This window comes from Rhizobium sp. FKY42 (genome assembly GCF_005222835.1).
Taxonomy (GTDB): domain Bacteria; phylum Pseudomonadota; class Alphaproteobacteria; order Rhizobiales; family Rhizobiaceae; genus Neorhizobium.
Genome location: NZ_STGA01000021.1, coordinates 1 through 20,696, shown reverse-complemented (window position 1 = coordinate 20,696; position 20,696 = coordinate 1). Strand labels below are relative to the sequence as shown.

Sequence of the window (20,696 nt, the reverse complement as noted above, 5' to 3'; positions counted from 1 at the left end):
TTGATTCTACGCGAGGGGATGCTGTGTCACAATTACCGGAGATAGATTGATCAACCGGATGCACAGGTTTCTCAAGGAAACACAGGAGCTTCAGCTCAGAGGAAGCTAAAAATCTCAACATCAGCAGACAGATGATCTGCTGCTTAGCCGCCACACGCCGTAAGGGTACTACTATACGACAAGGGCGACCCGAAGGCCGCCCAGTTTGATCAGAAAACAAATTCCTTGGACTTTCGGAAGCCCGGCAACGGCTTTACCGACGTGTTGAAGTGCGAAGCTTCGGAGATGACGCCATGCTCCTTGATGAAAACTCTGGCGGTTGAGGCGTTCCCATATCCGAGAACTGCAACAAGGCGGCCACCATCCCGCAATTGGGAGAACAAAGTTTCAGGAACTTCTTCAACGGAACCGTTGATGAAAATCAGATCATAAGGCGATTCTGCCGCATAACCCTTTTCGAGCTCGCCCGTAACCACCGCCGCATTGTCACAACCCAAGGTAGCGATGTTTGTAGTGGCGGCAGCGCTCAGTTCCGTATCGCTCTCGATCGCAACGACCGTGCCGGCAATATGCGAGAGGATTGCGGTCGCGTAGCCTGTTCCGCAGCCGATTTCCAGAACGACATCGTCCTTGGTGACCTTTGCAAGCTGCAAGAGCTTGGCGAGTGGAGAGGCCTCCATCAGGTAGCGACCATTGCCGATCTGAATATCGTTATCGATATAGGCCAGAGCCCTCGACTTTTCCGGTACGAAAGCTTCGCGCGGAACATTGTAAAATGCGCGCAACACGGAGTGCGACGTCACGTCGGTGGTCCGTATCTGGTTTTCCACCATCTTGGTCCGCGCTGCTTCAAAATCAATCATCGGGCTCGCCTCGTGAAAGCGTATATCTGGCCCCGTATTACTGGCGAGCAGCACAGCTTTCAAGACCGTTGGCGCCCCTCTCTCGCAATTCCACCGACTTCCGCGCCGAATTCGGGGGAACAAAGCCTTTATCGACGGGTTATTTTCTCAACCGACAAAGACATAGGAGGCAAGGATGCCCACGACATTGCCGACAGATAATCCCGTCGATTCTCCGAGAGGCCCTACCCCGGCGCCGGGCGTGCCTGATCGTGTTCAGGAAAAACCACCTCTTACCCCCGCGCAGGATCCGGCCGATACAAAAAACCCGAATGATCCGCCGCTCAATCCAGCGTTATTACCGATCGGTGATCCGGCAGGAGCCGCTTCACAAAGTAAAAAACACTCTTCCCTTTCCTCGATCCGCAGAACATGCGGGTCTTCTTTTTTAGAAGCACAAAACGGAACCGAAATACACGGGAAGCGTTACTTTGCAGAATCAGAATTTTGAGGTGATTAAGATGAAAAAACTGATGGTCATTGCAATCTCTCTTACGACTGCCTTCAGTGGAGTTCCTGCTTTCGCCGGACCGACAGGTGCGGTTTCCTTACCTGCGATCCAGACGGAAAACGCGGAAAGCATCGTCAACGTCGGATGCAACAATGGAACCAACTGCCCGCAAATCAATCCTCGCTGGGGTAATGGCCACTACTACCGTGGTGGCGATCGCTGGGAAGGGCGTCGCCATTACCGGGATTGGGACAATCGCCGTCACTATCGCGACGGCTACTACCGAGATCGTAGACACGGTAACGCAGGTGCGGTCATTGGTGGACTGGCTGCTGGCGCACTGATCGGGGGCCTTATCGCCTCGCAGCTCGCCGCACGGTCGTATGGAGGTTCGCACGTTGAATACTGCGCGTCCAAGTACCGCTCTTACCGTGCATCCGACAATACCTATCAGCCGCTCAATGGTCCCCGCCGCCAATGCCGGTGATTGATCGGCGGGCGTCTCGTTCATCACGGGGCGCCGGCTTATCGTATGATGTGTGAAAAAAGCCGATGCAGAGGTCTATCCCTCTTGCGCTCTTTCTCAATTCATTCTAAACGCCCGTCACCACTTCAGAAAACACATCGGAATGGCCTCGTGGCGGAGTGGTGACGCAGAGGACTGCAAATCCTTGTACCCCGGTTCAATTCCGGGCGAGGCCTCCATTCCAAACTTCAGAGTATTAACAGTTGACGACCGCGGTTGCGCAGGCACCTCGTGGTGAATACTCATATCGAGACGAAATTCCCGAAGGCGACGAAACGATGGAATGGAACAAAGGCGTTACCCTTGCGCTTGATGGGCCTGGGCAGTATCGCACAATCACCACTTTGCAAGAAGCCTCCTGGGCGCTGATCGAGGATTGGCCGCTCGAAGACGGTGAGGCTCTGGACAAGGCGCTGATAGTTTTCGAAGCGGCGATGAAGGGCAAAAAGACGGCTGAGGCCGCGCGTCTCGCCTTCATTGCAGCTGCGATCGAGGCTGGTATCGACATCAAATCCTGAATTCGACTCGCAGATGATCTCGGGACGGTTTCCCGTGCACAATGCATGCAACTCTGATAGCATATCTGCGTTCAGCTTTTGGAGGAGCAAAGGCGGGACGACTGCATGCGTTGGAGGAAATCGTCATGCATTACCTGACATTCGTAACAGCTATAAACCCTTATGTTCTGGCGGCCTTGGGAATGGTGCTGATATGCGGTGCCGTTGACTGGTGGCGTCATACACACTGAAGCGTGAAGAAAGGCGTGTATGCGCTCACTTCGGGACGGACGATAAGTTTGTTATGACAGGTTTTGCATCAGGACCTGCCGGAGCGAACTTTGCGTACTGATTCTGCCTTCAACGATACGAACCAGCCTATGACGATGACACTGGAGACCCTCATAAACGGCATTGAGGGAGACACCGTCACTCTTCGTCAACTGATGCATGCGGTTGGCGAGCAAGGGCTTTTGCTCATCTGTGCCCTCGCCTCTCTCCCCTTTCTAATCCCGGTTTCCATTCCGGGGGTCAGCACTGTGTTTGGAGCCGCAATCATACTCATCGGCATTGCTGTCTTTCTAAATCGCCTGCCTTGGCTTCCAGCGCGAATCCTAGACAAGGAACTGGAAACAGCGCGACTGGTACCGACACTGAGGAAAGGCGTTAGAATTGTTTCCAGACTGGACACCTACATCAAGCCTCGCTTTGCCTCGTTCACGGGATCCACATTCGCAAACCGCATCAACGCGCTGGCAATTGCCGCCGGGGGTCTACTGCTAATGTTCCCATTGGGTCTCATTCCCTTTTCGAACACACTGCCCGGCATTGCGATCCTGCTGACGGCGCTTGGCATGATCCAGCGCGATGGCGCGGTCGTCCTTGGGGGCTACATCTTCCTTGCATTCACGACGCTCTATTTCGGTGCTTTGGGGTTCTTTGCGCTTCGCGCCGGAAATGGCCTTGCCTCCATGCTCGGTTAATCAACCAGCTCTTGGCCGGCTAACGTTAGGTTCGGCGTCGCCGACTCCACCAGACCGCAAACTTTCGTCTCCTGCGACGCACGAATGCCAAGTCGTGCGACAGGACCACGAGACCAAGGGGCACCATCCAGAACCCGAGGATTGGTAGAAATCCAAGGCAGCCTCCCGCCACAAGACTGGCGCCAATTGACACACGGCCTGCACGCGACCGTGGCATCGGCATGTGGAAGCGACCGAGATGAAGCCGGCCGGTCCTCGTGTCTATTCCGAATCTGCTTTCCGCGTTTTCTTGTTTCAAATCTTCACCAGTTGGCATTCGGATCGCATTCTCTTCGTTCTGGGCCTAATTGTGCATCATCATGGTTTGCTGCCATTGAACGTATTCGACTGAAGAAAGCTCCGAATTCCATGTCCGTTTTGGGTTATCATTGCCGGTCGCAGATGGTGACTCGGTGTGGATAAGACAAGCCACATCCATTTTTTTCAAAAAAAGCGCTTGGCAAATCGTGCAGTCATCGGTAATACCCCGCTCACGCCGCGACGAGCGGTGTTCCCTGGTAGCTCAGCGGTAGAGCACTCGACTGTTAATCGATAGGTCGCCGGTTCGAATCCGGCCCGGGGAGCCAGTTTCTCAGCTAAGGCTGAATGCAAAATGCCCGCCAGTGATGGTGGGTATTTTCATTTTTAAAGCTTTTCAGTGTCGATTTCATTCTTCAACAGAACGAATTGCCTGTGACGCGACAATATTTATGACGGCCACGTGAAATCGTACTTGGCAAAACCGTCAACCTTCGTTATGACGCCGCTCACACCGCGACACGCGGTATTCCCTGGTAGCTCAGCGGTAGAGCACTCGACTGTTAATCGATAGGTCGCCGGTTCGAATCCGGCCCGGGGAGCCAGTTTCTCAGCTAAAGCTGAATGAAAAATGCCCGCCCCTCAAAGGCGGGCATTTTGCTTTTCGAGCGAAATCGATTTCATTATTTGTTCGGCGCGGTCTGCGTCGGCGTCTGGCCTGCATTGCCAGAATTTTGGGTTTGGGGCGCCGGAATTGTCGCCTGCGTCGTAGAGGCTGTTGTTGACGGATCGGTGCCTGGGCTGCCGCTCGACTGGGACCAAATGATGCCCGCTATCAGAAGCAGAGCAACCAGCGAAAGCCACAAGCCTGCTCGTCGGTTTCGACTGCTTGTCTGTGGCAGTTCTGGTCCTTGATCATTCGGGCTATAGGCCATGTCAGGTACTCCTTTCGATCATAATGATCTTCAAACATCCTAACTGGGCCAACGTTCCCCCACCTCCTGACTTGGGAAGATTCGTTGACAGCAATGTTTGCTTGAATTAGAACAAAAGAAGAACATTGATGGAGACGAGCATGAACAGTGCAGAACAGGCCGTCAAAAATGCGTTGGCTGCCGTTGCGACCGCCAGAGCGCTTCGCCAGCGAGATGCAGACGAGAGACGCAAGACGTTTCAGCGCATCCAGCTTGCCAGCCAGAAGCCGCTCTACACTCCGCGTGGCGTGCAGTTGAGACTGGATTTGACCGAGCAGGCATCATCGCATTCGCAAAAACCCAGTTAATTTTTTGGGGAACGGGTTTGCTGGTCGGATGTTCTTTTTTCGGGTGTCGGAAAAGCCTGAAAAAAAACGAGGAGGAAGCACATGCTTTCGAAACTGCTTAGCGTATCCGTTATTTCCCCTTGGTCTTGCTACTGGCGCGATCGCGCAAACGGCGGTCACTCCCCGTGACCAGACCATGATGAACACAGGCAATAACACCCGCGCCGGAACTTCCGGCTCCAACAGCGCCACAGGCACCGTGGTAGACCCAGGCATGACCTACATCCACCAATCGCGATAGCGGCAACAAGCCCGCCGGCGAACTGACAGTTCAAGACAGCCCCTGCGCAGCACCTTCAGCCACGCCAACCGAAGGTTCGAGCACTAGCCCGGTGAACCGTACTCAGTGCTGACGAAATTTCAGAGGTATGACAAAGGGGTGGCCTTGGCCGCCCCTTTTTCTTTGTGACAAAATGCACACAACGAATCTTAGGTGTGAAATTTCACTAAACATGCAAATTGCGGGAATGTATTGCTTGCTGAATTTTGGTGGCAGTGGAAAAAAGCACCCTATTCCAGCCCATTTTGGAGATCCGTAATGACCGTCCACCCTTCCGTGCTCAGTGTAATCGGCAACACGCCTTTGATCCGTCTCAAGGGCGTTTCAGACGCGACCGGTTGCGAGATCCTGGGGAAGGCCGAGTTTCTCAATCCTGGGCAGTCGGTAAAGGACAGAGCGGCTCTTTTTATCATTCGCGATGCGGAGAAAAAGGGCTTGCTTCGTCCAGGCGGCGTCATCGTTGAAGGAACTGCTGGCAATACCGGTATCGGTTTGACGGTCGTTGCGAAGGCTCTTGGATATCGGACAGTCATCGTCATTCCCGAGACTCAAAGCCAGGAAAAGAAAGAGGCTTTGAAACTTCTCGGGGCGGAACTCGTCGAAGTGCCTGCTGTTCCTTACAAGAATCCGAACAATTACGTAAAGGTATCCGGGCGTTTGGCCGCTGAACTGGCCAAAACCGAGCCCAATGGCGCAATCTGGGCAAATCAGTTCGACAATGTCGCAAACCGCGAAGCGCACATTGCCACGACTGCGCAGGAGATCTGGCAGCAGACGGATGGAAAAGTCGACGGTTTCATCTGCGCCGTGGGTTCGGGCGGTACGCTTGCAGGAACCGGCATCGGCCTGAAGGAGAAGAATGCTTCCATCAAGATCGGTCTCGCTGATCCGGATGGTGCGGCTCTCTACAAGTTCTACACAGAGGGCGAACTGAAGTCCGAAGGTTCTTCCATCACGGAAGGCATTGGCCAAGGTCGCATCACCGCCAATCTCGAAGGATTCCGGCCCGACTTCTCCTACCAAATCAGTGATGCTGAAGCCCTGCCCTATGTGTTCGACCTCGTGGAGCAGGAAGGCCTTTGCCTCGGCGGTTCCTCGGGCATCAATATCGCCGGAGCGGTGCGCCTGGCGAAAGAGCTTGGCCCGGGCCACACCATTGTGACCATCCTCTGCGATTACGGAAATCGCTACCAATCGAAGCTGTTCAATCCGGACTTTCTCCGGTCGAAAGGCTTGCCGATACCACAGTGGCTGATACAAAAACGCGAGATAACTGTCCCCTTCGAACAGGCATGAGTGAGACTGCAGCATGACAACGAAAGCCCTCTTCCGTGACGATTTCTATCTGGCCACGGCAGAGGGAACGGTGACAGCCGTTCATCCGGATGGCACGATCGAACTGGACCAGACTTGCTTTTATGCAACCTCCGGCGGCCAGCCGGGGGACACGGGTTTCCTGGAACGAACGGATGGATCGCGAATCCAACTCGGTCAGACACGGCATGGTGAAAGCAAAGAAATCATCCTGCATGTTCCACTGGAGGAACAGCCGCGCCCGGAGGTTGGAGAAACCCTCGTTCTGCATGTTGATTGGGCGCGCCGCTACAAGCTCATGCGCATGCACACGGCCTGCCATCTCCTTTCCGTGGTGTGCGAGTACCCGATCACAGGGGCAGCGGTTGGCGAAGAGGAATCCCGTGTCGATTTCGACATGAGTGATACAATCGACAAGGACGAAATTACAGCCAGACTGGTGACCCTGGTGACAGAGAATCACCCGGTATTCACGCGGTGGATTACGGACGACGAGCTCCTGGCCAATCCCGGTATCGTGAAGTCCAAGAACGTTCGGCCACCGGTCGGACTGGGACGGGTAAGCCTGATTTGTATCGGTGAAGACTCGAGCGTTGACAGCCAACCCTGCGGCGGCACACATGTCTCTGAGACCCAGGAGGTCGGAGCGATTCACATCGCCAAGATCGAGAAGAAGGGTAAGGAGAACAGACGCTTTCGCATTCGTTTCGGAGTTCCGGAACAGAGCGCATAAGCATCTCCTTGCATAAATGAGGAGACTGAGCATGGGTGTCGAGAAAAGCCGTTTCGTGGTTTCGGGCGATTGGGTTGAGAAACAGCTGGGATCTTCCGGCTTCAAGACCATTGACGCGTCCTGGTATCTGCCGATGCACAAGCGCAATGGCGCCGAAGAATTCGTCCAGGGTCATATCCCCGGCAGTGTTTTCTTTGATCAAGACGCCATTGCGGATCACTCGACCGGCTTGCCGCACTCCCTTCCCTCACCTGAGTTTTTTGCAAAGGAAGTCGGAAACCTTGGCATTAGCGACACAGATGTCATCGTTGTCTATGATGGTCCGGGCTTTTTCTCGGCACCGCGCGTGTGGTGGATGCTGCGCGCTATGGGGGTGGAAAAAGTCTATGTTCTCGATGGCGGGTTGGACGGCTGGAAGGCTGACGGGCGACCTTTGGAGAGCGGAACGCCGGAGCCGGCTCCAGTGACGTTCACACCTCGCTTCCGTGGACGCCGTGTCACGACATTCGACGAAATGCGATCTGTTGTCGACAAGGGATCTGCCCAAATCATTGATGCTCGCGGCGCAGGACGTTTCACTGGTGAGGAAGCAGAACCAAGGCCGGGGATGCGATCCGGCCATATGCCGGGAGCGCGCAGTCTTCCTGCCGCGAGCCTCTCTGATAGAGGCCATCTGAAGGATCTCGACACGCTCCGTGCTATGATGGAGGAAGCAGGCGTTGATCTCGCCAAGCCGGCTGTCACAAGTTGCGGGTCGGGCGTGACCGCTGCTGTGGTGACGCTTGCGCTCGAATCGCTCGGTCATACCAACAATTCGCTTTATGATGGCTCTTGGTCCGAATGGGGCGGACGCGATGACACGCCGGTGGTCACAGGTCCCGCCGAGCCGCTGGAGAAGCCTGACCATGGGCCGATTCGGGCCCACGTGACACGGTTGGAGATGACGGCGCCTCCTCGCCAGAGCCTGCCGATGCCGGTCAACCTGCAAACAGCCCTCATTCGTACCCAGGATATTCCGCTTCACTACTATCGCTACCTTTATCGGCAGATCGGCAAGCGCTGGCACTGGTACAAGCGGTTGCGCATGAGCGACGACGACCTTTCAACAATCCTGCGTGACCCGAAGGTTTCAGTTACGGTTCTTTACGTCAACGGCGCACCGGCAGGCATGTACGAGTTGAACCAAATAGACGGCGATGTGGTCGAATTGTCCTACTTCGGTCTGTTCGAACATGCGTTAGGCCTAGGGATCGGCAAATGGTTTCTGCTTCAGGCGCTCTATTCCGCATGGCAAACCAGCCCGCGGAAGGTGACTGTGACCACCAATACGCTCGATCACCCGCGCGCATTGCCTCTTTATCAGATGATGGGTTTTACGCCTGTTGCCACAAGTGATGCCTGGGTTGAACCGCTGTCGGATGCGGAATTGCTTGCATTCGGCAAACGCGATTGAGCACATCTCGTCCGATCCAATTGGTGTGAGGTCGGAGGCTTGATGGTTTGAGACGGTATGAAATCAACAGCCGCCATGGCTTTCCCCCTGACCATGGCGGCTGAAACGTAGCTGATTTTGTTTTATGCTACGTTGAGGAGGGTCTCAGCCGAGGCCACGTCATAACCAAGTGCGTCGGCCACCGGTTTGTTCGTCACGCGTCCTCGATGAACATTCAGTCCATTACGCAGGTGCCGATCTTCTGCAATTGCTCTCAAGCCACGATCCGCCAGTGCCAGACCATAGTGGAGAGTGGCATTGTTGAGCGCGTGCGCGGAGGTTACCGGAACAGCGCCCGGCATGTTGGCGACACAATAATGGACTATTCCGTCAACCTCGTAGGTAGGATCAGAATGGGTCGTCGCATGGGAGGTTTCGAAGCAGCCACCCTGATCGATAGCCACATCCACGATAACCGCACCCTTCTTCATGCCCGTCAGCATTTCACGGGTCACAAGTTTGGGTGCCGCTGCACCCGGAATAAGGACAGCACCAATCACGAGATCCGCAGCGAAAACCTCTTCCTCCAGAGCATCGATCGTGGAGTAACGGGTATGAACGCGTCCAGAGAAAAGATCGTCAAGCTGACGCAAACGAGCCAGCGAGCGGTCGAGGATTGTTACATCGGCTCCAAGGCCAACAGCCATCCTCGCCGCATGCAGACCAACAACACCGCCGCCAATGACCGCAACCTTGCCCGGTAAAACACCCGGAACTCCGCCCAGCAGAACGCCCCGTCCACCGTTGGCTTTCTGTAGCGCAGTGGCACCGGCCTGAATTGCAAGTCGGCCTGCCACCTCAGACATCGGGGCGAGAAGCGGCAGTCCGCCACGATCATCTGTCACCGTTTCATAAGCGACGGCCGTCACACCCGAGTTCAGGAGTCCCTTCGTCTGCTCCGGATCCGGCGCAAGATGAAGATAGGTATAAAGAATCTGTCCCTCGCGCAGTTGAGCCCATTCGGTGGGCTGCGGCTCCTTGACCTTCACCACCATATCCGCTCTTTCGAACACCTCTTGCGCGGTTGCAGCGATCCGCGCACCAGCAGCGATGTAGTGGCCATCATCCGCACCAATTCCGGATCCTGCCTGGGTCTCGATAATAACCTCGTGGCCATGGGCGATGTATTCACGGACCGCACCGGGCGTCAGGCCGACCCGGTACTCATGATTCTTGATTTCCTTCGGACAACCGATACGCATCTGATCTCGCTCCCATTCATCACAGCTCCCGACTGCGATTGTGGAATTTCAACAAAGAAACCACGCAATGTCCTTGCGAAGATGAGATCGGAGTCCTACCGTTATCGTAGCTTCGTGCGTGTTTAAGCACATTTTTCGTGGATTCTTCACATGAACGCGTTGGACGCAATAGATCTTGCCATCGTCAAGGCTCTTCAGGCCAACGGTCGCATGTCGAATGCAGAGTTGTCGCAGAAGGTTGGGCTGTCGGCGTCGGCCTGTTCCAGGCGTCTGGATCTGCTGGAAAAGAACGGCGTCATCAGCGGCTACCATGCTCGTCTCTCCAACAAGGCGTTGGATTACAAGATGATGGCAATCGTGCACATCTCTCTGTCTGGCCAAGGCGCCAAAACCCTGAACGAATTCGAAACAGCAGTGAAACTTTGTCCGAATGTCCTCGTCTGTTACCTGATGTCTGGAGATTACGACTATATCCTGCGGGTTGCGGCAAAGGATCTGGAAGATTACGAACGCATCCATCGCGATTGGCTTTCGGCGCTACCGCATGTGGTAAAGATCAATTCGAGTTTCGCCCTTCGCGAAGTGATCGACCGACCCAATGTCGGCCTCTAAGGCAACTCGACGAGAAATACCTGATTGGTCGGCGATCTCGCTAACAAAGAGGTAAGACTTGGTCTGACATTGTGTCCATATCGACCCGCCACGAGACAGTTTCATGTTGCTTCATCAGGCTATCAAGGCACGGCACACTGCGCGTCATCGTACCCGCATCATCGCCACGATACGCTATGGCGAACACGATCGTTCGGGTCAGGTCATCAACCTCTCGGCATCCGGCCTCGCAATCCAGCTGGAGAGACCTCTTTTCGCTTCCGCTGGGTCTCGCATACGCGTTACCTGTGATGCGCTTGGAATGCTGGAAGGCAGTGTGACGTGGTCAGAGGGTGTACGCATCGGCGTACAGTTCGACCGGTCATCCAATGCCTGGGCAAAAGTGGCATCCTACTTCCGCTTCTATCATACACCGGCCCGACCCAAGCGCTGACTTCAAAACATACGAGACATAGAATCCCGCCAGGGTGGCTGACGCTCCGGATCTTGCTGCGCGCTCCAGACTTCGCTTGATCTCCGGTTCCGACTTTGTCCCAGTGTACGAACTCTTGGGACCATGCTTCCGATCGGACATTGCACCACGCCACGGCCGACGTCGAATCCAGGATCGCTGACTGGTGACGGGGCGAGCAATTGGCTACAGTTCCAAATTTTACTAACCAATAAAGCACTCAAAGACAACAACTACCGATATTATATTTCGCAAATCCATCGAAATCGAAAGTTTAAAATCAGTCTATTTCCCCTTTATACGCTGATATACCGCACGATATTCAGAAATTTTTAATAAAAATTGCAGGTTCTTACTTTCATAGACCTTTCGTTTTCAAAAGAAAATCAAAAGATATGGAAAAGAAAAATTATGATAATCGCAAGAATGAGCGCCTCAAATGCCAGTTCAATGGCTTTCTTTACTTCATCGATGAAGTCGTCGAGGTACGTGTCGCCGATATTTCGCGCACCGGCCTCTGTCTGACACTCAAGAGCTGGGTTTCCGCTACACCAGGCTCGACAGTCCGCCTTCGGACCAGCGAGTTGGGCATGGTCGAGGGTACGGTGCGTTGGTATCGCTCTGGTCGCATGGGGGTTCATCTTGCCGAAACGTCGAACACTGCAGCCCAGGTGGCTTCGTATTTCCGGCATTTCCATAAGCCAGCCGTGCCGGATGCAGCGGGACAACTGGGTCGAAGGCGAGTGTAAGTAGCGTGGTCGCGTTGCCAATTGCCTCAACTCGGGCAGATTGCGATCTCAAGACTTATGAATATTCGAAAGATAAGGATTGCAAAAACATCCGTCATTTTCCTGATGCGTTGCCATGACATTGACCCTACACTCGCACCGCCAAACGACTGAGGGAGAGCTCCATGTCATTCCTGTTCACCCAAACCAATGTGACGCGCCGATCGCTTCTGGGCGGCATCGCCGCTGGTTCTGCACTCGTGATGCTGCATCCCTTCGCAGCGCGCGCACAGGCAAATCAGGCACATCTACGCATCATGGAGACCACTGATATTCACGTGAATATCATGCCCTACGATTATTATGCCGATAAGCCAAACGACACGCTAGGTCTGACCCGCACGGCAACCTTCATCGACAAGGTTCGTGCCGAAGCATCCAACTCAATGCTGATCGACAACGGCGATTTGCTGCAAGGCAACCCGATGGGCGACTACATGGCCTATGAAAAGGGGATGAAAGCGGGTGATCTTCACCCGGTCATGAAGGCGATGAACGCCCTGGGTTATGATTGCGGCACACTCGGCAATCATGAATTCAATTACGGGCTTGAATTCCTTTTCAACACCTTGAATGGCGCCAAGTTCCCAATCGTATGCGCCAATCTCACCAAGGGTCAAATTGCCTCCGACCCGAAAAAGGACGATCTGTTCTTCAAGCCCTATGTCATCATTGAGAAACAGATCAAGGATGGCTCAGGCAATTCGAGCCCGATAAAGGTTGGCTTCATCGGTTTCGTGCCCCCGCAGATCATGGTCTGGGACGCGAAGAACCTGGAAGGCAAGGCACAGACACGTGACATCGTGCAGGCGGCCAAGGCTTGGGTGCCCGTCATGAAAGAAGCAGGAGCGGACGTGATCATCGCTCTTTCGCACTCCGGCATCGACGGCACCGGACAGTCCGAACGTATGGAAAACGCATCGCTCTACCTTGCAGGCGTTGAGGGCATTGACGCGATCTTCACAGGCCACCAGCACCTCGTCTTCCCAGGCCCCAAGGATTTCGAAGGCGTTCCGGGTGCTGATATCAAGAAGGGAACGTTGCAGGGCAAGCCTGCCGTCATGGCAGGTTTCTGGGGGTCTCACATGGGCCTGATCGACCTTCTGCTTGAGAAAGACGGTAACAAGTGGAAGGTGGTCGATTTCACCACCGAAGCCCGGCCAATCTATCATCGCGACGAGAACCGCAAGGTAATCGCAGACGCGACGGATAAGCCAGAGATCGTCGCCGCCGTGAAGTCGGAACATGAGGCCACACTTGCTTATGTTCGCCGGCCGGTTGGAAAAACTTCAGCGCCACTCTATTCCTATTTCGCCCTCGTTGCGGACGACCCTTCTGTCCAGATCGTATCGATTGCGCAGACCTGGTATGTGAAAAACCTTCTGAAAGATGGCCAGTACAAGGATTATCCGGTGCTCTCCGCGGCTGCGCCGTTCAAGGCTGGTGGACGCGGCGGTCCGGAATATTTCACTGACGTTCCGGCTGGCGATATTGCAATCAAGAATATTGCCGACCTCTATCTCTATCCAAACACTGTTCAGGCGGTCCTGATAACGGGAGAGCAGGTCAAGAACTGGCTCGAAATGAGCGCCGGAATGTTCAACCAGATTCCGGTCGGCAGCAAAGATGCACCTTTGCTAAATCCCAAGTTCCCTAGCTACAACTATGACATCATTGATGGAGTAACCTACCAAATCGACCTGTCGCAGCCCCAGCGCTATGACAGTGACGGAAAACTCGTCAATCCAGATGCGCATCGAATCGTGGATCTGAAGTTCGATGGCAAACCGATCGACCCCAAGCAGAAATTCGTGGTCGCCACCAACAATTACCGAGCGGGCGGCGGCGGAAAGTTCCCGGACATCGCAGCCGACAAGGTCATTCTTGTTGCACCCGACACCAACCGCGATGTCATTGTTCGCTACATCATTGAACAGGGATCGATCAATCCGTCAGCGGATGCGAACTGGACCTTCAAGGCATTGCCGGGCACGAGTGCGGTTTTCGAAAGCGGCCCCAAGGGACGGCAGTATTCTGCCGCCGTCAAAGGAGCCAAGATAGAAGACGCAGGCGACGGCGCTGAAGGTTTTGCCAAATTCAGACTGATCCTCTGACCTCAAAAGCAGGTTGCTGCCCTGAAGCCGCCGACAGCGTTTGGCGGCTCTTTTTTTATTGCGGATCCGTCTGCCAGCGCACCCAAGAACCACAGGAATCAGAGGGTGCAGATCAGTTTGTTGTCCTCAGCATTCGAAGATCTTGCCAAGCCTTTCTTCGAGATCAGCCGTCATTCCGCCGCAACGGAGATTTTCTCAGGTTGCGGTCCCGGCAGGAGATCGTCGAGACTTTTACGATTGGGGCATTGTCCCAGACGTTCCGCCAAAGCTGTCTTGAGCCAGGCGCCAGCCGGTCCAGGCGGATCTGCCAGGCGGTGAACTGCATAGAGCGGGTATTCTGTCGTCTCGTAAGCGTCAATTTGCAGAGAAACCAGCCGACCTGTCGCCAGATCCTCGCGGATGAGGGAAGCAGGAAGCCCTCCCCAGCCAAGCCCTCCCCGAATGAGCTGGTGCTTCGTTGCGATATCCCCCACTCTCCAGGTCTTGTAGGAGAGTACATTGAAGTCGCGCCCCTGTGTGATGCCGGATGCATCGGTCACGACGAGCTGGGTTTCTTCACGCACATCGCGCCGGTCGAGCCTCCGCCCGAGTTGCGCCAACTTGTGCTGCGATGAGGCGACCGGAACCATGAATGAATGACCGATCTTTTCTACTGCAAGGCTGTCATCCTGCTTCAGCAAGGCTCCGCCAACGCCGAGGCTCGCGCGGCTTGTCGAGACAAGATCCATGACCATCCCGAGCTCTCCGGATGTAAGCTTCATCGATACGGACGGAAAGCGCCGTCCAAATTCGGCGAGGGCGTCCACGACGGCTTCGATGGGCACCATGTTGCTGATCGCAAGCGAAACCTCGGCTTCGAGCCCCTCCTTCAGGGTCTTGGCACGAGAGCGCATCACATTCAGATCCGACACGATCCTGCGAGCATCGGTCAGCAACGCTTCTCCAGCCTTCGTCAACCGGGTCTGACGTGAGCCGTTTCGCTCGAACAGGCTTACCTCAAGTTGGCTTTCAAGATTGGCGATCGTGTAGCTAACGACGGATTGGGCCCGGTTCAGTTGCTTGGATGCGGCAGAGAAGCTGCCGGTCTGCGCGACTGTCAGAAAAACCTGCAACTGGTCCAGTGTCGGATTTGCGTCCATCTTTTCCCATCCATCTCATCGATAGAAGACTTCGATATTATCGCCATTTTTTCGATGGGCGTCCATCCGTATGTTGCCTTGAAAGCTGGACCAAAGCTGGCCTATCCCAACAGGATTTTATCGATGTCAAACGTACTTCTCATTACCTCAAGCCCACGCGGCACAGAATCCGTCTCGACCAAAGTGGCGACGGACCTCGCCTCGGCCCTAGCGGCAAATTCCGGCGCGCAGATCGTGACCCGTGACCTTGCGGCCTCGCCGATTGCGCACCTCGACACTGTGACAACAAACGCCATCCGAAAGGCGCCAGCCGACCGCAACGCTGAGGAAGCTGCTGCCATCAAGATTTCCGACGAACTGGTTGCCGAGCTTCAAGCCGCCGACAAGATCGTCATCGGCACCGGGCTGATCAATTTCAACATCTATTCCGGGCTCAAGAGCTGGATCGATAATGTTGCCCGCGCAGGTGTCACCTTCAGCTACTCCGCTGAAGGCCCGAAGGGTCACCTGACCGGCAAGAAGGCATACATCGTTCTGGCTTCGGCGGGCGTGTATTCCGAAGGTCCGGCAGCACCGCTCAACCACGCCGTACCATATCTCAAAACGGTTCTCGGCTTCCTTGGCATCACGGATGTGGAAGTGCTGAATGTCGAGGGTCTCGCATTCGGTCCCGACGCTGTGGCCAAGGCTCTGGCTGCTGCTGAAACCCGCACCAAGGAACTGGCCGTCGCAGCGTGATGCGCAGTCAGCAATGGCTAAAAGTGAAAGGGCCCGCCAGTCCGGGCCTTTTCTGCATTCAAAAACCTGTGATGCTGACTCAAGTGGTGCGCGACTCGGCGCCGTCAGCAAATAGAGACGGTCCGTTCTGATCAATGATCTGGCGTGCTTTCCGGAAAGTACATTCCAGAGCGTCTTCCTGCGATGTGAACATGTCCGCGCGCACGAAGGTTCTGACCAGTGTTCTGCCTTCAACCTGCTTCTCAATCCTTCCGGCAAGGCGCAGTTGCGACCCCTCACGGATCGGCTCCGCATAGATGGTGCAACCAGCATGCTCCTGCGGATCGGCTGCAACGGATGCCGACCTGCTCCCCTCACCTCCGCCAGAAAAAATGCTCGCGATTTTTGAGAAGATTGAGGCCATTCGTATTTCCTTCGTTGCTCAGGTCTTTGTGTCGTTTCGGTGTTGGCACCGTTTGCGTGGCGCCCATGTCATCATATAATGAGGTTTGCGAGAATTTCATTCTCCGTGATGTCTTCGAAGCCAAGCCCGGCACTGTCAAATCGCTCGATCAAGCCAACGAAGTTTTCAGATGCAGTCGTCTCGATGCCGATCAGGATAGAACCAAAGTTGCGCGCAGATTTCTTCAGGTATTCGAAACGCGCAATGTCATCGTCGGGTCCCAACAAATTGAGGAAATCTCGGAGTGCGCCCGGACGCTGAGGAAGCCGGAGAATGAAGTATTTCTTCAGTCCAGCGTAACGCATTGCACGCTCTTTCACATCCGGGAGCCGTTCGAAGTCGAAGTTGCCACCGGAGACGATTGCGACAACGGTTTTTCCTTCGAGCTGCTTCGAATCCATGGCCGACAAGGCGGCCAGGGAAAGAGCGCCCGCCGGTTCCAGAACAACGCCCTCTATGTTCAGCATATCGATCATGGTCACGCAGATCGCGTTTTCAGGAACGACCATGACCTGCTCTGCCGGAAACTTCCTGAGAGCTTCGAAGTTCAGGTCTCCGATGCGGGCGACAGCTGCACCATCCACAAAGTTATCGACCTTCGAAAGAGTGATCGCCTCCCCGGCCGCAAGGCTTTGCTTGAGGCTTGGCGCACCTGCGGGTTCAACCATGATGAAGGCATCATCGGCCAGTTCTCCTGCGAAGTATTGGGTTATGCCGGACGATAGTCCGCCGCCGCCGACCGGCATCACAATCAGGTCAGGCGTCATTCCTTCGGGCATCTGCTGCGCAATTTCTGCTGCAACACTTGCCTGTCCTTCAATGATGTCGGCGTCATCGAAGGGCGGAACCATGGCTCCATCAATTTCCTCAACATAAGCTTTGGCTGCCGCATAGCATTGGTCGAAGATATCGCCAATCAGCCTGATCGTAATGAATTCCCCGCCGAACATTCGCGTTTTATCTATCTTCTGCTGGGGAGTGGTTATCGGCATGAAGACCACGCCCTTGACCCCGAAATGCCTGCAGACGAAAGCAAAGCCCTGCGCGTGATTGCCTGCGGACGCGCAGACGAAAACCTTGTCAGTGCCTCCGGCGCCAATCGCTTTCCTGAAAAAGTTGAAGGCGCCCCTGATCTTGTAGGAGCGGACAGGCGACAGATCTTCCCGTTTCAAAAGAATGGTTGCGTTGTAGCGCCGGCTGAGATGCTCGTTCATCTGGAGCGGCGTTTCGGCAAAAATCTGCCGCATTGCTTCTCTCGCCTCATCCACATGCGCATTCAACATTGCAATCCATCCGTTGAAATTCCTGAAAGGCCCCGCTATGCCATAGCTTCGAACCAGACACAAAAGCTTCTTTTGAGCGACAAATCAGCAGGATCCGGCGCTTGAACGCAACCCAACTTCGCGCTTCCCTGTACATCGCTGGCCTCTGCGGCATTTACCTCGCGGCCGCGATGTTTCTCCCTGCTGCCATCGACCTGTATTATGGCAACAGAGACTGGCAGCTGTTTGCAGCATGTGGCTTCATGGTCGGATCATTCTCTCTGGCCTGCACGCTTGCTACACGTGGTTCCACACCAGTCGTTAGCAAGCGACTCGCATTTTTCATCGTGAACGTGCTTTGGGCACTCTTCTCTCTCGTAGGCGCACTTCCCCTTTATCTGTCACCTTTGGGGCTGACCTTTTCCCAATCACTTTTTGAATCGATATCGGCGATCACTACCACCGGATCGACTGTTATCGCTGGTCTGGACAACGTGGCTCCTGGCATCCTTTTCTGGCGTTCCCTGTTGCATTGGATGGGTGGCATAGGGATTGTTGCGCTTGGGCTTTTCGTGCTCCCATTCCTCCGCGTGGGCGGAATGTCTTTTTTCAAACTCGAATCGTCCGACACCGGCGACAAGCCATTTGCCAAGTTGGCGACGTTCACTCGCGCATTTTTGGCCGTTTACGTAGGACTAACCCTAGCGTGCACCATTGCTTACGACATGACCGGAATGGGACATTTCGACGCCTTGAACCATGCTATGGCGACAGTTGCGACTGGAGGCTTCTCAACCCACGACGCCTCTTTTGGACACTTTCAGAGTCTTCCTCTCATGTGGGTTGGCACAGTCTTCATGACAGTATGCAGCTTGCCCTTCTCCATTATGATTCTTTTTGCGGTTCGTCGACGCACAGACACGCTCTTCGATCCGCAGGTAGGCTTTTTTCTTGGCTATCTCTGCCTCTTTTCCTGCCTGCTAGGCGTCTATCATCACGTCCATAATGACGTAGCTTTACCGGTCGCTTTGACCCATTCCTTCTTCAACATCTCTTCAATACTGTCGACCACCGGCTTCGCCAGCGAGGACTACACATTGTGGGGTCCTTTCGCTCTTGGACTGGCGCTCTTTGCAACATTCCTCGGCGGCTGCTCCGGTTCAACTGCAGGCGGAATAAAAGCCTACAGAGTGCTAATCCTGATCGGCGTGATGAACACTGGCTTGAAGAAACTGCTTTACCCGAATGCTGTTTACCCAGTTCGTTATGGGCGAAAATCCGTTGATCCAGATATCGTAAAGGGTATCTTTCTTTTCGTCAGCCTCTACATGGCGATATGGGTTACAGGTTCGCTGATCCTGACGCTTCTGGGATATGATCTGCTGACCGCGATTTCAGCGTCCATTACCTGCCTGTCGAATGTTGGCCCCGGGATCGGACACATTATCGGCCCGGCTGGAAACTTCTCAACGATCTCGGACCCAGCTTTGAACGTCCTGTCAGTCCTCATGCTGTTGGGACGCCTGGAAGTTCTGACGGTACTCGTCCTGTTCATGCCCATGTTCTGGAAGAATTAGGTCACCGCATCTCGGACTGCCGCATCGGCATTGCGTCGATCGTGGAAAACAGTTCCGCAGGTGTGAAGGGCCTACTACTGGACAACTTCGCTCCGCCATCCTTCCCGATCAGGACGGCGCGGAAGCTTCGTCCCTCTGCGCCAAACCGCTTTCTCAGACCGTCCGCGTCGAGCTTCAACTGTGGTTTGTCGATGATGGCTGCGGCGTCTGCGACCACTGATATAATCAGCATGTCTCGCTCCGCCATCGCTTCCTGCGCACCTTTCAGAGCACCCATCTGCTGCACATAGTTAGCATCGTCAGATCGGTCGCTGAAAATGACCAGGATCCGGTGATTCCAACGGAACTGGCTCAATTGGTCAGAGGCAGAATGAGCCATCGTCGCTGTTCCCAACACCGTCATTATCGCCATGATCCAGTTTGAAATAAAAGGCATTGTCGCTCCTCCCGCGTCGATAACGCGAGGAGGAGCAAAAAGGATCAATCTGATCGATAATTTTGGTGCGGACGGCGGGGATCGAACCCGCACAGATTGCTCCGAGAGATTTTAAGTCTCTTGCGTCTACCAGTTTCGCCACGTCCGCGTGCACAGTCTTCATCAAGGCGTTCGCCGAAAAATGCAAGTCCATCGCGGACAAATTTGAAGAGGCACGTTGAACTTCTATTGATGCATACGCTTCCCAACTGCCTGTTCGCTTCCCATATCCGTGGAAAGAGCGACCGGAGCCCCACGACCATGAAAGCACTTTCTGCCGCCATTCTTGGAAGCCTGCTGCTTGTCGGCTGCGCAAGCACCGAGATCGAGCCTATACCGGGAAGCATAACGTATAACGGTCAGCCGCAGACCAAACTAACGCGCTCCCCAATTGGAAGCACGTTTTCCCACGATTTCTACGATGGCACGCGTATCGTGGAAGAGACCTACCAGATACAACCGGACCGTAGCCTCAAGATCGTTCGCAGAGAGTACCGCTCGATCTTTCCGGACTGATCGATTCCCATACCTCCAATTTATTTAGTCACAACTAAAATACTTTCTTGCCGATATGGGGATCAACCCTATCTTGTCGAGATCACAGAGGTTTTAGTGGTGAAGCATCGTTTTCTGATCGTTGAGGACAGCCTTCTGATCGCGATGGATCTGGAAGAGGCCATTTCGCGCAGCGGGCACGAGGTTATTGGCATCGCTCCAGACATGACCGTTGCGCTCAATTATTCCCGAGAAGCGGACATAGCGTTTGTCGATGTACGGCTTGCAGATGGAGAGACCGGCCCTGAGCTTGCCCGGCTGCTGACCGGCCGCGGACTGACGGTCATCTTCGTAACCGGAAATCCGATGCTCGTCGAAGGGCGAGATGCCGGGGCTCTGGGCGTCATCGCGAAACCGCTCACACAGCAGGCTGCGGCCGACGTCATTCAGTTCGTCGTTGACTGGAAAGGCGGAAAACAGAGAAGACCTCCCGCACGTCTGAGGTTGTTTCGACCGTTTCCTCCTGCCGCCTGAAACAAGTCATGACCTCCACCAGAGGTGGAGGTTTGAAACGCTGCGCTTGAACCGCTAGAAGCGGTTTTGCT

The 20,696-nt window shown here is 54.7% G+C and carries 22 protein-coding genes, 4 tRNA genes and 1 pseudogene; 19 read left to right on the top strand and 8 right to left on the bottom strand.

The features are described 5' to 3' along the window. Window positions 1-209: 209 nt before the first annotated feature. Window positions 210-863 (bottom strand): protein-L-isoaspartate O-methyltransferase, encoded by a 654-nt coding sequence (locus tag E8M78_RS07965; protein ID WP_170973363.1) that lies wholly within the window; start codon window positions 861-863, stop codon window positions 210-212. Between the two features lie 175 nt (window positions 864-1,038). Between E8M78_RS07965 and E8M78_RS07960 the strand changes: the two are divergent. From E8M78_RS07960 to E8M78_RS07940, 5 genes and pseudogenes are all read left to right on the top strand, one after another. Further along, window positions 1,039-1,230: pseudogene (locus E8M78_RS07960) on the top strand (hypothetical protein); the annotation flags it as partial. 133 nt (window positions 1,231-1,363) lie between these two features. Then, window positions 1,364-1,840 (top strand): BA14K family protein, encoded by a 477-nt coding sequence (locus E8M78_RS07955; protein WP_137134564.1) that lies wholly within the window; start codon window positions 1,364-1,366, stop codon window positions 1,838-1,840. 144 nt (window positions 1,841-1,984) lie between these two features. Next, a tRNA-Cys gene (locus E8M78_RS07950) sits at window positions 1,985-2,058 on the top strand. 99 nt (window positions 2,059-2,157) lie between these two features. Further along, window positions 2,158-2,397: a DUF982 domain-containing protein gene (locus tag E8M78_RS07945; RefSeq protein WP_062554658.1), complete on the top strand. Its 240-nt coding sequence runs from the start codon at window positions 2,158-2,160 to the stop codon at window positions 2,395-2,397. A gap of 320 nt (window positions 2,398-2,717) precedes the next feature. Further along, entirely contained in the window at window positions 2,718-3,359 is a 642-nt protein-coding gene (locus E8M78_RS07940; RefSeq protein WP_137134563.1) for an exopolysaccharide biosynthesis protein, read from the top strand. A gap of 25 nt (window positions 3,360-3,384) precedes the next feature. Here the strand turns inward: E8M78_RS07940 and E8M78_RS23790 are convergent, their stop codons facing one another. Further along, window positions 3,385-3,675, bottom strand: coding sequence for a hypothetical protein (locus tag E8M78_RS23790; RefSeq protein ID WP_137134562.1), 291 nt, complete (start codon window positions 3,673-3,675; stop codon window positions 3,385-3,387). A gap of 235 nt (window positions 3,676-3,910) precedes the next feature. Between E8M78_RS23790 and E8M78_RS07930 the strand changes: the two genes are divergently transcribed. From E8M78_RS07930 to sseA, 6 genes are all read left to right on the top strand, one after another. Further along, window positions 3,911-3,985, top strand: a tRNA-Asn gene (locus E8M78_RS07930). 201 nt (window positions 3,986-4,186) lie between these two features. Next, a tRNA-Asn gene (locus E8M78_RS07925) sits at window positions 4,187-4,261 on the top strand. Between the two features lie 470 nt (window positions 4,262-4,731). Further along, window positions 4,732-4,938 (top strand): hypothetical protein, encoded by a 207-nt coding sequence (locus E8M78_RS07920; RefSeq protein WP_137134561.1) that lies wholly within the window; start codon window positions 4,732-4,734, stop codon window positions 4,936-4,938. Between the two features lie 577 nt (window positions 4,939-5,515). Beyond that, entirely contained in the window at window positions 5,516-6,553 is a 1,038-nt protein-coding gene (locus E8M78_RS07915) for a cysteine synthase A (protein WP_137134560.1), read from the top strand. A 13-nt stretch (window positions 6,554-6,566) separates the two neighbouring features. Next, on the top strand, window positions 6,567-7,304 hold the full coding sequence (locus E8M78_RS07910; protein WP_137134559.1) for an alanyl-tRNA editing protein: 738 nt from the start codon (window positions 6,567-6,569) through the stop codon (window positions 7,302-7,304). A 31-nt stretch (window positions 7,305-7,335) separates the two neighbouring features. Beyond that, entirely contained in the window at window positions 7,336-8,757 is a 1,422-nt protein-coding gene (gene sseA, locus E8M78_RS07905) for a 3-mercaptopyruvate sulfurtransferase (protein ID WP_137134558.1), read from the top strand. A gap of 122 nt (window positions 8,758-8,879) precedes the next feature. On the opposite strand, the gene ald is transcribed toward sseA, so the two are convergent. Beyond that, window positions 8,880-9,998 carry an alanine dehydrogenase gene (ald, locus tag E8M78_RS07900; protein ID WP_137134557.1) on the bottom strand — a complete coding sequence of 373 codons (1,119 nt, stop codon included), beginning with the start codon at window positions 9,996-9,998 and terminating at the stop codon, window positions 8,880-8,882. A gap of 150 nt (window positions 9,999-10,148) precedes the next feature. On the opposite strand from ald, the gene E8M78_RS07895 reads away from it, so the two are divergent. From E8M78_RS07895 to E8M78_RS07880, 4 genes are all read left to right on the top strand, one after another. Then, window positions 10,149-10,610: an Lrp/AsnC family transcriptional regulator gene (locus tag E8M78_RS07895; protein ID WP_137134556.1), complete on the top strand. Its 462-nt coding sequence runs from the start codon at window positions 10,149-10,151 to the stop codon at window positions 10,608-10,610. A gap of 103 nt (window positions 10,611-10,713) precedes the next feature. Then, complete coding sequence (locus E8M78_RS07890; protein ID WP_137134555.1) at window positions 10,714-11,043, top strand: PilZ domain-containing protein; 330 nt, start codon at window positions 10,714-10,716, stop codon at window positions 11,041-11,043. A gap of 413 nt (window positions 11,044-11,456) precedes the next feature. Further along, a complete protein-coding gene (locus E8M78_RS07885) occupies window positions 11,457-11,810 on the top strand; it encodes a PilZ domain-containing protein (RefSeq protein ID WP_137134554.1) in 354 nt (117 codons plus the stop codon). A gap of 164 nt (window positions 11,811-11,974) precedes the next feature. Next, on the top strand, window positions 11,975-13,963 hold the full coding sequence (locus E8M78_RS07880) for a bifunctional 2',3'-cyclic-nucleotide 2'-phosphodiesterase/3'-nucleotidase (RefSeq protein WP_137134553.1): 1,989 nt from the start codon (window positions 11,975-11,977) through the stop codon (window positions 13,961-13,963). Between the two features lie 170 nt (window positions 13,964-14,133). Here the strand turns inward: E8M78_RS07880 and E8M78_RS07875 are convergent, their stop codons facing one another. Next, window positions 14,134-15,102 carry a LysR family transcriptional regulator gene (locus E8M78_RS07875; RefSeq protein WP_137134552.1) on the bottom strand — a complete coding sequence of 323 codons (969 nt, stop codon included), beginning with the start codon at window positions 15,100-15,102 and terminating at the stop codon, window positions 14,134-14,136. 123 nt (window positions 15,103-15,225) lie between these two features. Here E8M78_RS07875 and E8M78_RS07870 point away from each other — a divergent pair, with 123 nt between their 5' ends. Next, window positions 15,226-15,840, top strand: a complete 615-nt coding sequence (locus tag E8M78_RS07870; protein ID WP_137134551.1) for an FMN-dependent NADH-azoreductase — start codon at window positions 15,226-15,228, stop codon at window positions 15,838-15,840. A gap of 79 nt (window positions 15,841-15,919) precedes the next feature. Here the strand turns inward: E8M78_RS07870 and E8M78_RS07865 are convergent, their stop codons facing one another. Together E8M78_RS07865 and ilvA are read right to left on the bottom strand one after the other, a co-directional pair. Beyond that, window positions 15,920-16,243, bottom strand: a complete 324-nt coding sequence (locus tag E8M78_RS07865; RefSeq protein ID WP_137134550.1) for an HlyU family transcriptional regulator — start codon at window positions 16,241-16,243, stop codon at window positions 15,920-15,922. Between the two features lie 71 nt (window positions 16,244-16,314). Further along, window positions 16,315-17,565: a threonine ammonia-lyase gene (ilvA, locus tag E8M78_RS07860; RefSeq protein WP_137134549.1), complete on the bottom strand. Its 1,251-nt coding sequence runs from the start codon at window positions 17,563-17,565 to the stop codon at window positions 16,315-16,317. A gap of 101 nt (window positions 17,566-17,666) precedes the next feature. Between ilvA and E8M78_RS07855 the strand changes: the two genes are divergently transcribed. Next, entirely contained in the window at window positions 17,667-19,121 is a 1,455-nt protein-coding gene (locus E8M78_RS07855) for a TrkH family potassium uptake protein (protein WP_137134548.1), read from the top strand. Between the two features lies 1 nt (window position 19,122). Here the strand turns inward: E8M78_RS07855 and E8M78_RS07850 are convergent, their stop codons facing one another. Next, window positions 19,123-19,557 carry a DUF4174 domain-containing protein gene (locus tag E8M78_RS07850; protein WP_170973362.1) on the bottom strand — a complete coding sequence of 145 codons (435 nt, stop codon included), beginning with the start codon at window positions 19,555-19,557 and terminating at the stop codon, window positions 19,123-19,125. A gap of 63 nt (window positions 19,558-19,620) precedes the next feature. Further along, window positions 19,621-19,705: transfer RNA gene (locus E8M78_RS07845), tRNA-Leu, on the bottom strand. Window positions 19,706-19,857: 152 nt separating this feature from the next. Between E8M78_RS07845 and E8M78_RS07840 the strand changes: the two genes are divergently transcribed. Both E8M78_RS07840 and E8M78_RS07835 read left to right on the top strand, forming a co-directional pair. Continuing rightward, window positions 19,858-20,112 (top strand): hypothetical protein, encoded by a 255-nt coding sequence (locus tag E8M78_RS07840; RefSeq protein WP_137134547.1) that lies wholly within the window; start codon window positions 19,858-19,860, stop codon window positions 20,110-20,112. Between the two features lie 99 nt (window positions 20,113-20,211). Continuing rightward, window positions 20,212-20,625 (top strand): response regulator, encoded by a 414-nt coding sequence (locus E8M78_RS07835; RefSeq protein ID WP_246658267.1) that lies wholly within the window; start codon window positions 20,212-20,214, stop codon window positions 20,623-20,625. The last annotated feature ends 71 nt before the right edge of the window (window positions 20,626-20,696 follow it).

What these genes read in the sequence shown, in the direction of transcription:
- E8M78_RS07965 (WP_170973363.1), bottom strand. Translation starts at nt 863, where the DNA reads ATGATTGATTTTGAAGCAGCGCGGACCAAGATGGTGGAAAACCAGATA.
- E8M78_RS07955 (WP_137134564.1), top strand. Translation starts at nt 1,364, where the DNA reads ATGAAAAAACTGATGGTCATTGCAATCTCTCTTACGACTGCCTTCAGT.
- E8M78_RS07945 (WP_062554658.1), top strand. Translation starts at nt 2,158, where the DNA reads ATGGAATGGAACAAAGGCGTTACCCTTGCGCTTGATGGGCCTGGGCAG.
- E8M78_RS23790 (WP_137134562.1), bottom strand. Translation starts at nt 3,675, where the DNA reads ATGCCAACTGGTGAAGATTTGAAACAAGAAAACGCGGAAAGCAGATTC.
- E8M78_RS07920 (WP_137134561.1), top strand. Translation starts at nt 4,732, where the DNA reads ATGAACAGTGCAGAACAGGCCGTCAAAAATGCGTTGGCTGCCGTTGCG.
- E8M78_RS07915 (WP_137134560.1), top strand. Translation starts at nt 5,516, where the DNA reads ATGACCGTCCACCCTTCCGTGCTCAGTGTAATCGGCAACACGCCTTTG.
- E8M78_RS07910 (WP_137134559.1), top strand. Translation starts at nt 6,567, where the DNA reads ATGACAACGAAAGCCCTCTTCCGTGACGATTTCTATCTGGCCACGGCA.
- sseA (WP_137134558.1), top strand. Translation starts at nt 7,336, where the DNA reads ATGGGTGTCGAGAAAAGCCGTTTCGTGGTTTCGGGCGATTGGGTTGAG.
- ald (WP_137134557.1), bottom strand. Translation starts at nt 9,998, where the DNA reads ATGCGTATCGGTTGTCCGAAGGAAATCAAGAATCATGAGTACCGGGTC.
- E8M78_RS07895 (WP_137134556.1), top strand. Translation starts at nt 10,149, where the DNA reads ATGAACGCGTTGGACGCAATAGATCTTGCCATCGTCAAGGCTCTTCAG.
- E8M78_RS07890 (WP_137134555.1), top strand. Translation starts at nt 10,714, where the DNA reads ATGTTGCTTCATCAGGCTATCAAGGCACGGCACACTGCGCGTCATCGT.
- E8M78_RS07885 (WP_137134554.1), top strand. Translation starts at nt 11,457, where the DNA reads ATGGAAAAGAAAAATTATGATAATCGCAAGAATGAGCGCCTCAAATGC.
- E8M78_RS07880 (WP_137134553.1), top strand. Translation starts at nt 11,975, where the DNA reads ATGTCATTCCTGTTCACCCAAACCAATGTGACGCGCCGATCGCTTCTG.
- E8M78_RS07875 (WP_137134552.1), bottom strand. Translation starts at nt 15,102, where the DNA reads ATGGACGCAAATCCGACACTGGACCAGTTGCAGGTTTTTCTGACAGTC.
- E8M78_RS07870 (WP_137134551.1), top strand. Translation starts at nt 15,226, where the DNA reads ATGTCAAACGTACTTCTCATTACCTCAAGCCCACGCGGCACAGAATCC.
- E8M78_RS07865 (WP_137134550.1), bottom strand. Translation starts at nt 16,243, where the DNA reads ATGGCCTCAATCTTCTCAAAAATCGCGAGCATTTTTTCTGGCGGAGGT.
- ilvA (WP_137134549.1), bottom strand. Translation starts at nt 17,565, where the DNA reads ATGTTGAATGCGCATGTGGATGAGGCGAGAGAAGCAATGCGGCAGATT.
- E8M78_RS07850 (WP_170973362.1), bottom strand. Translation starts at nt 19,557, where the DNA reads ATGCCTTTTATTTCAAACTGGATCATGGCGATAATGACGGTGTTGGGA.
- E8M78_RS07840 (WP_137134547.1), top strand. Translation starts at nt 19,858, where the DNA reads ATGAAAGCACTTTCTGCCGCCATTCTTGGAAGCCTGCTGCTTGTCGGC.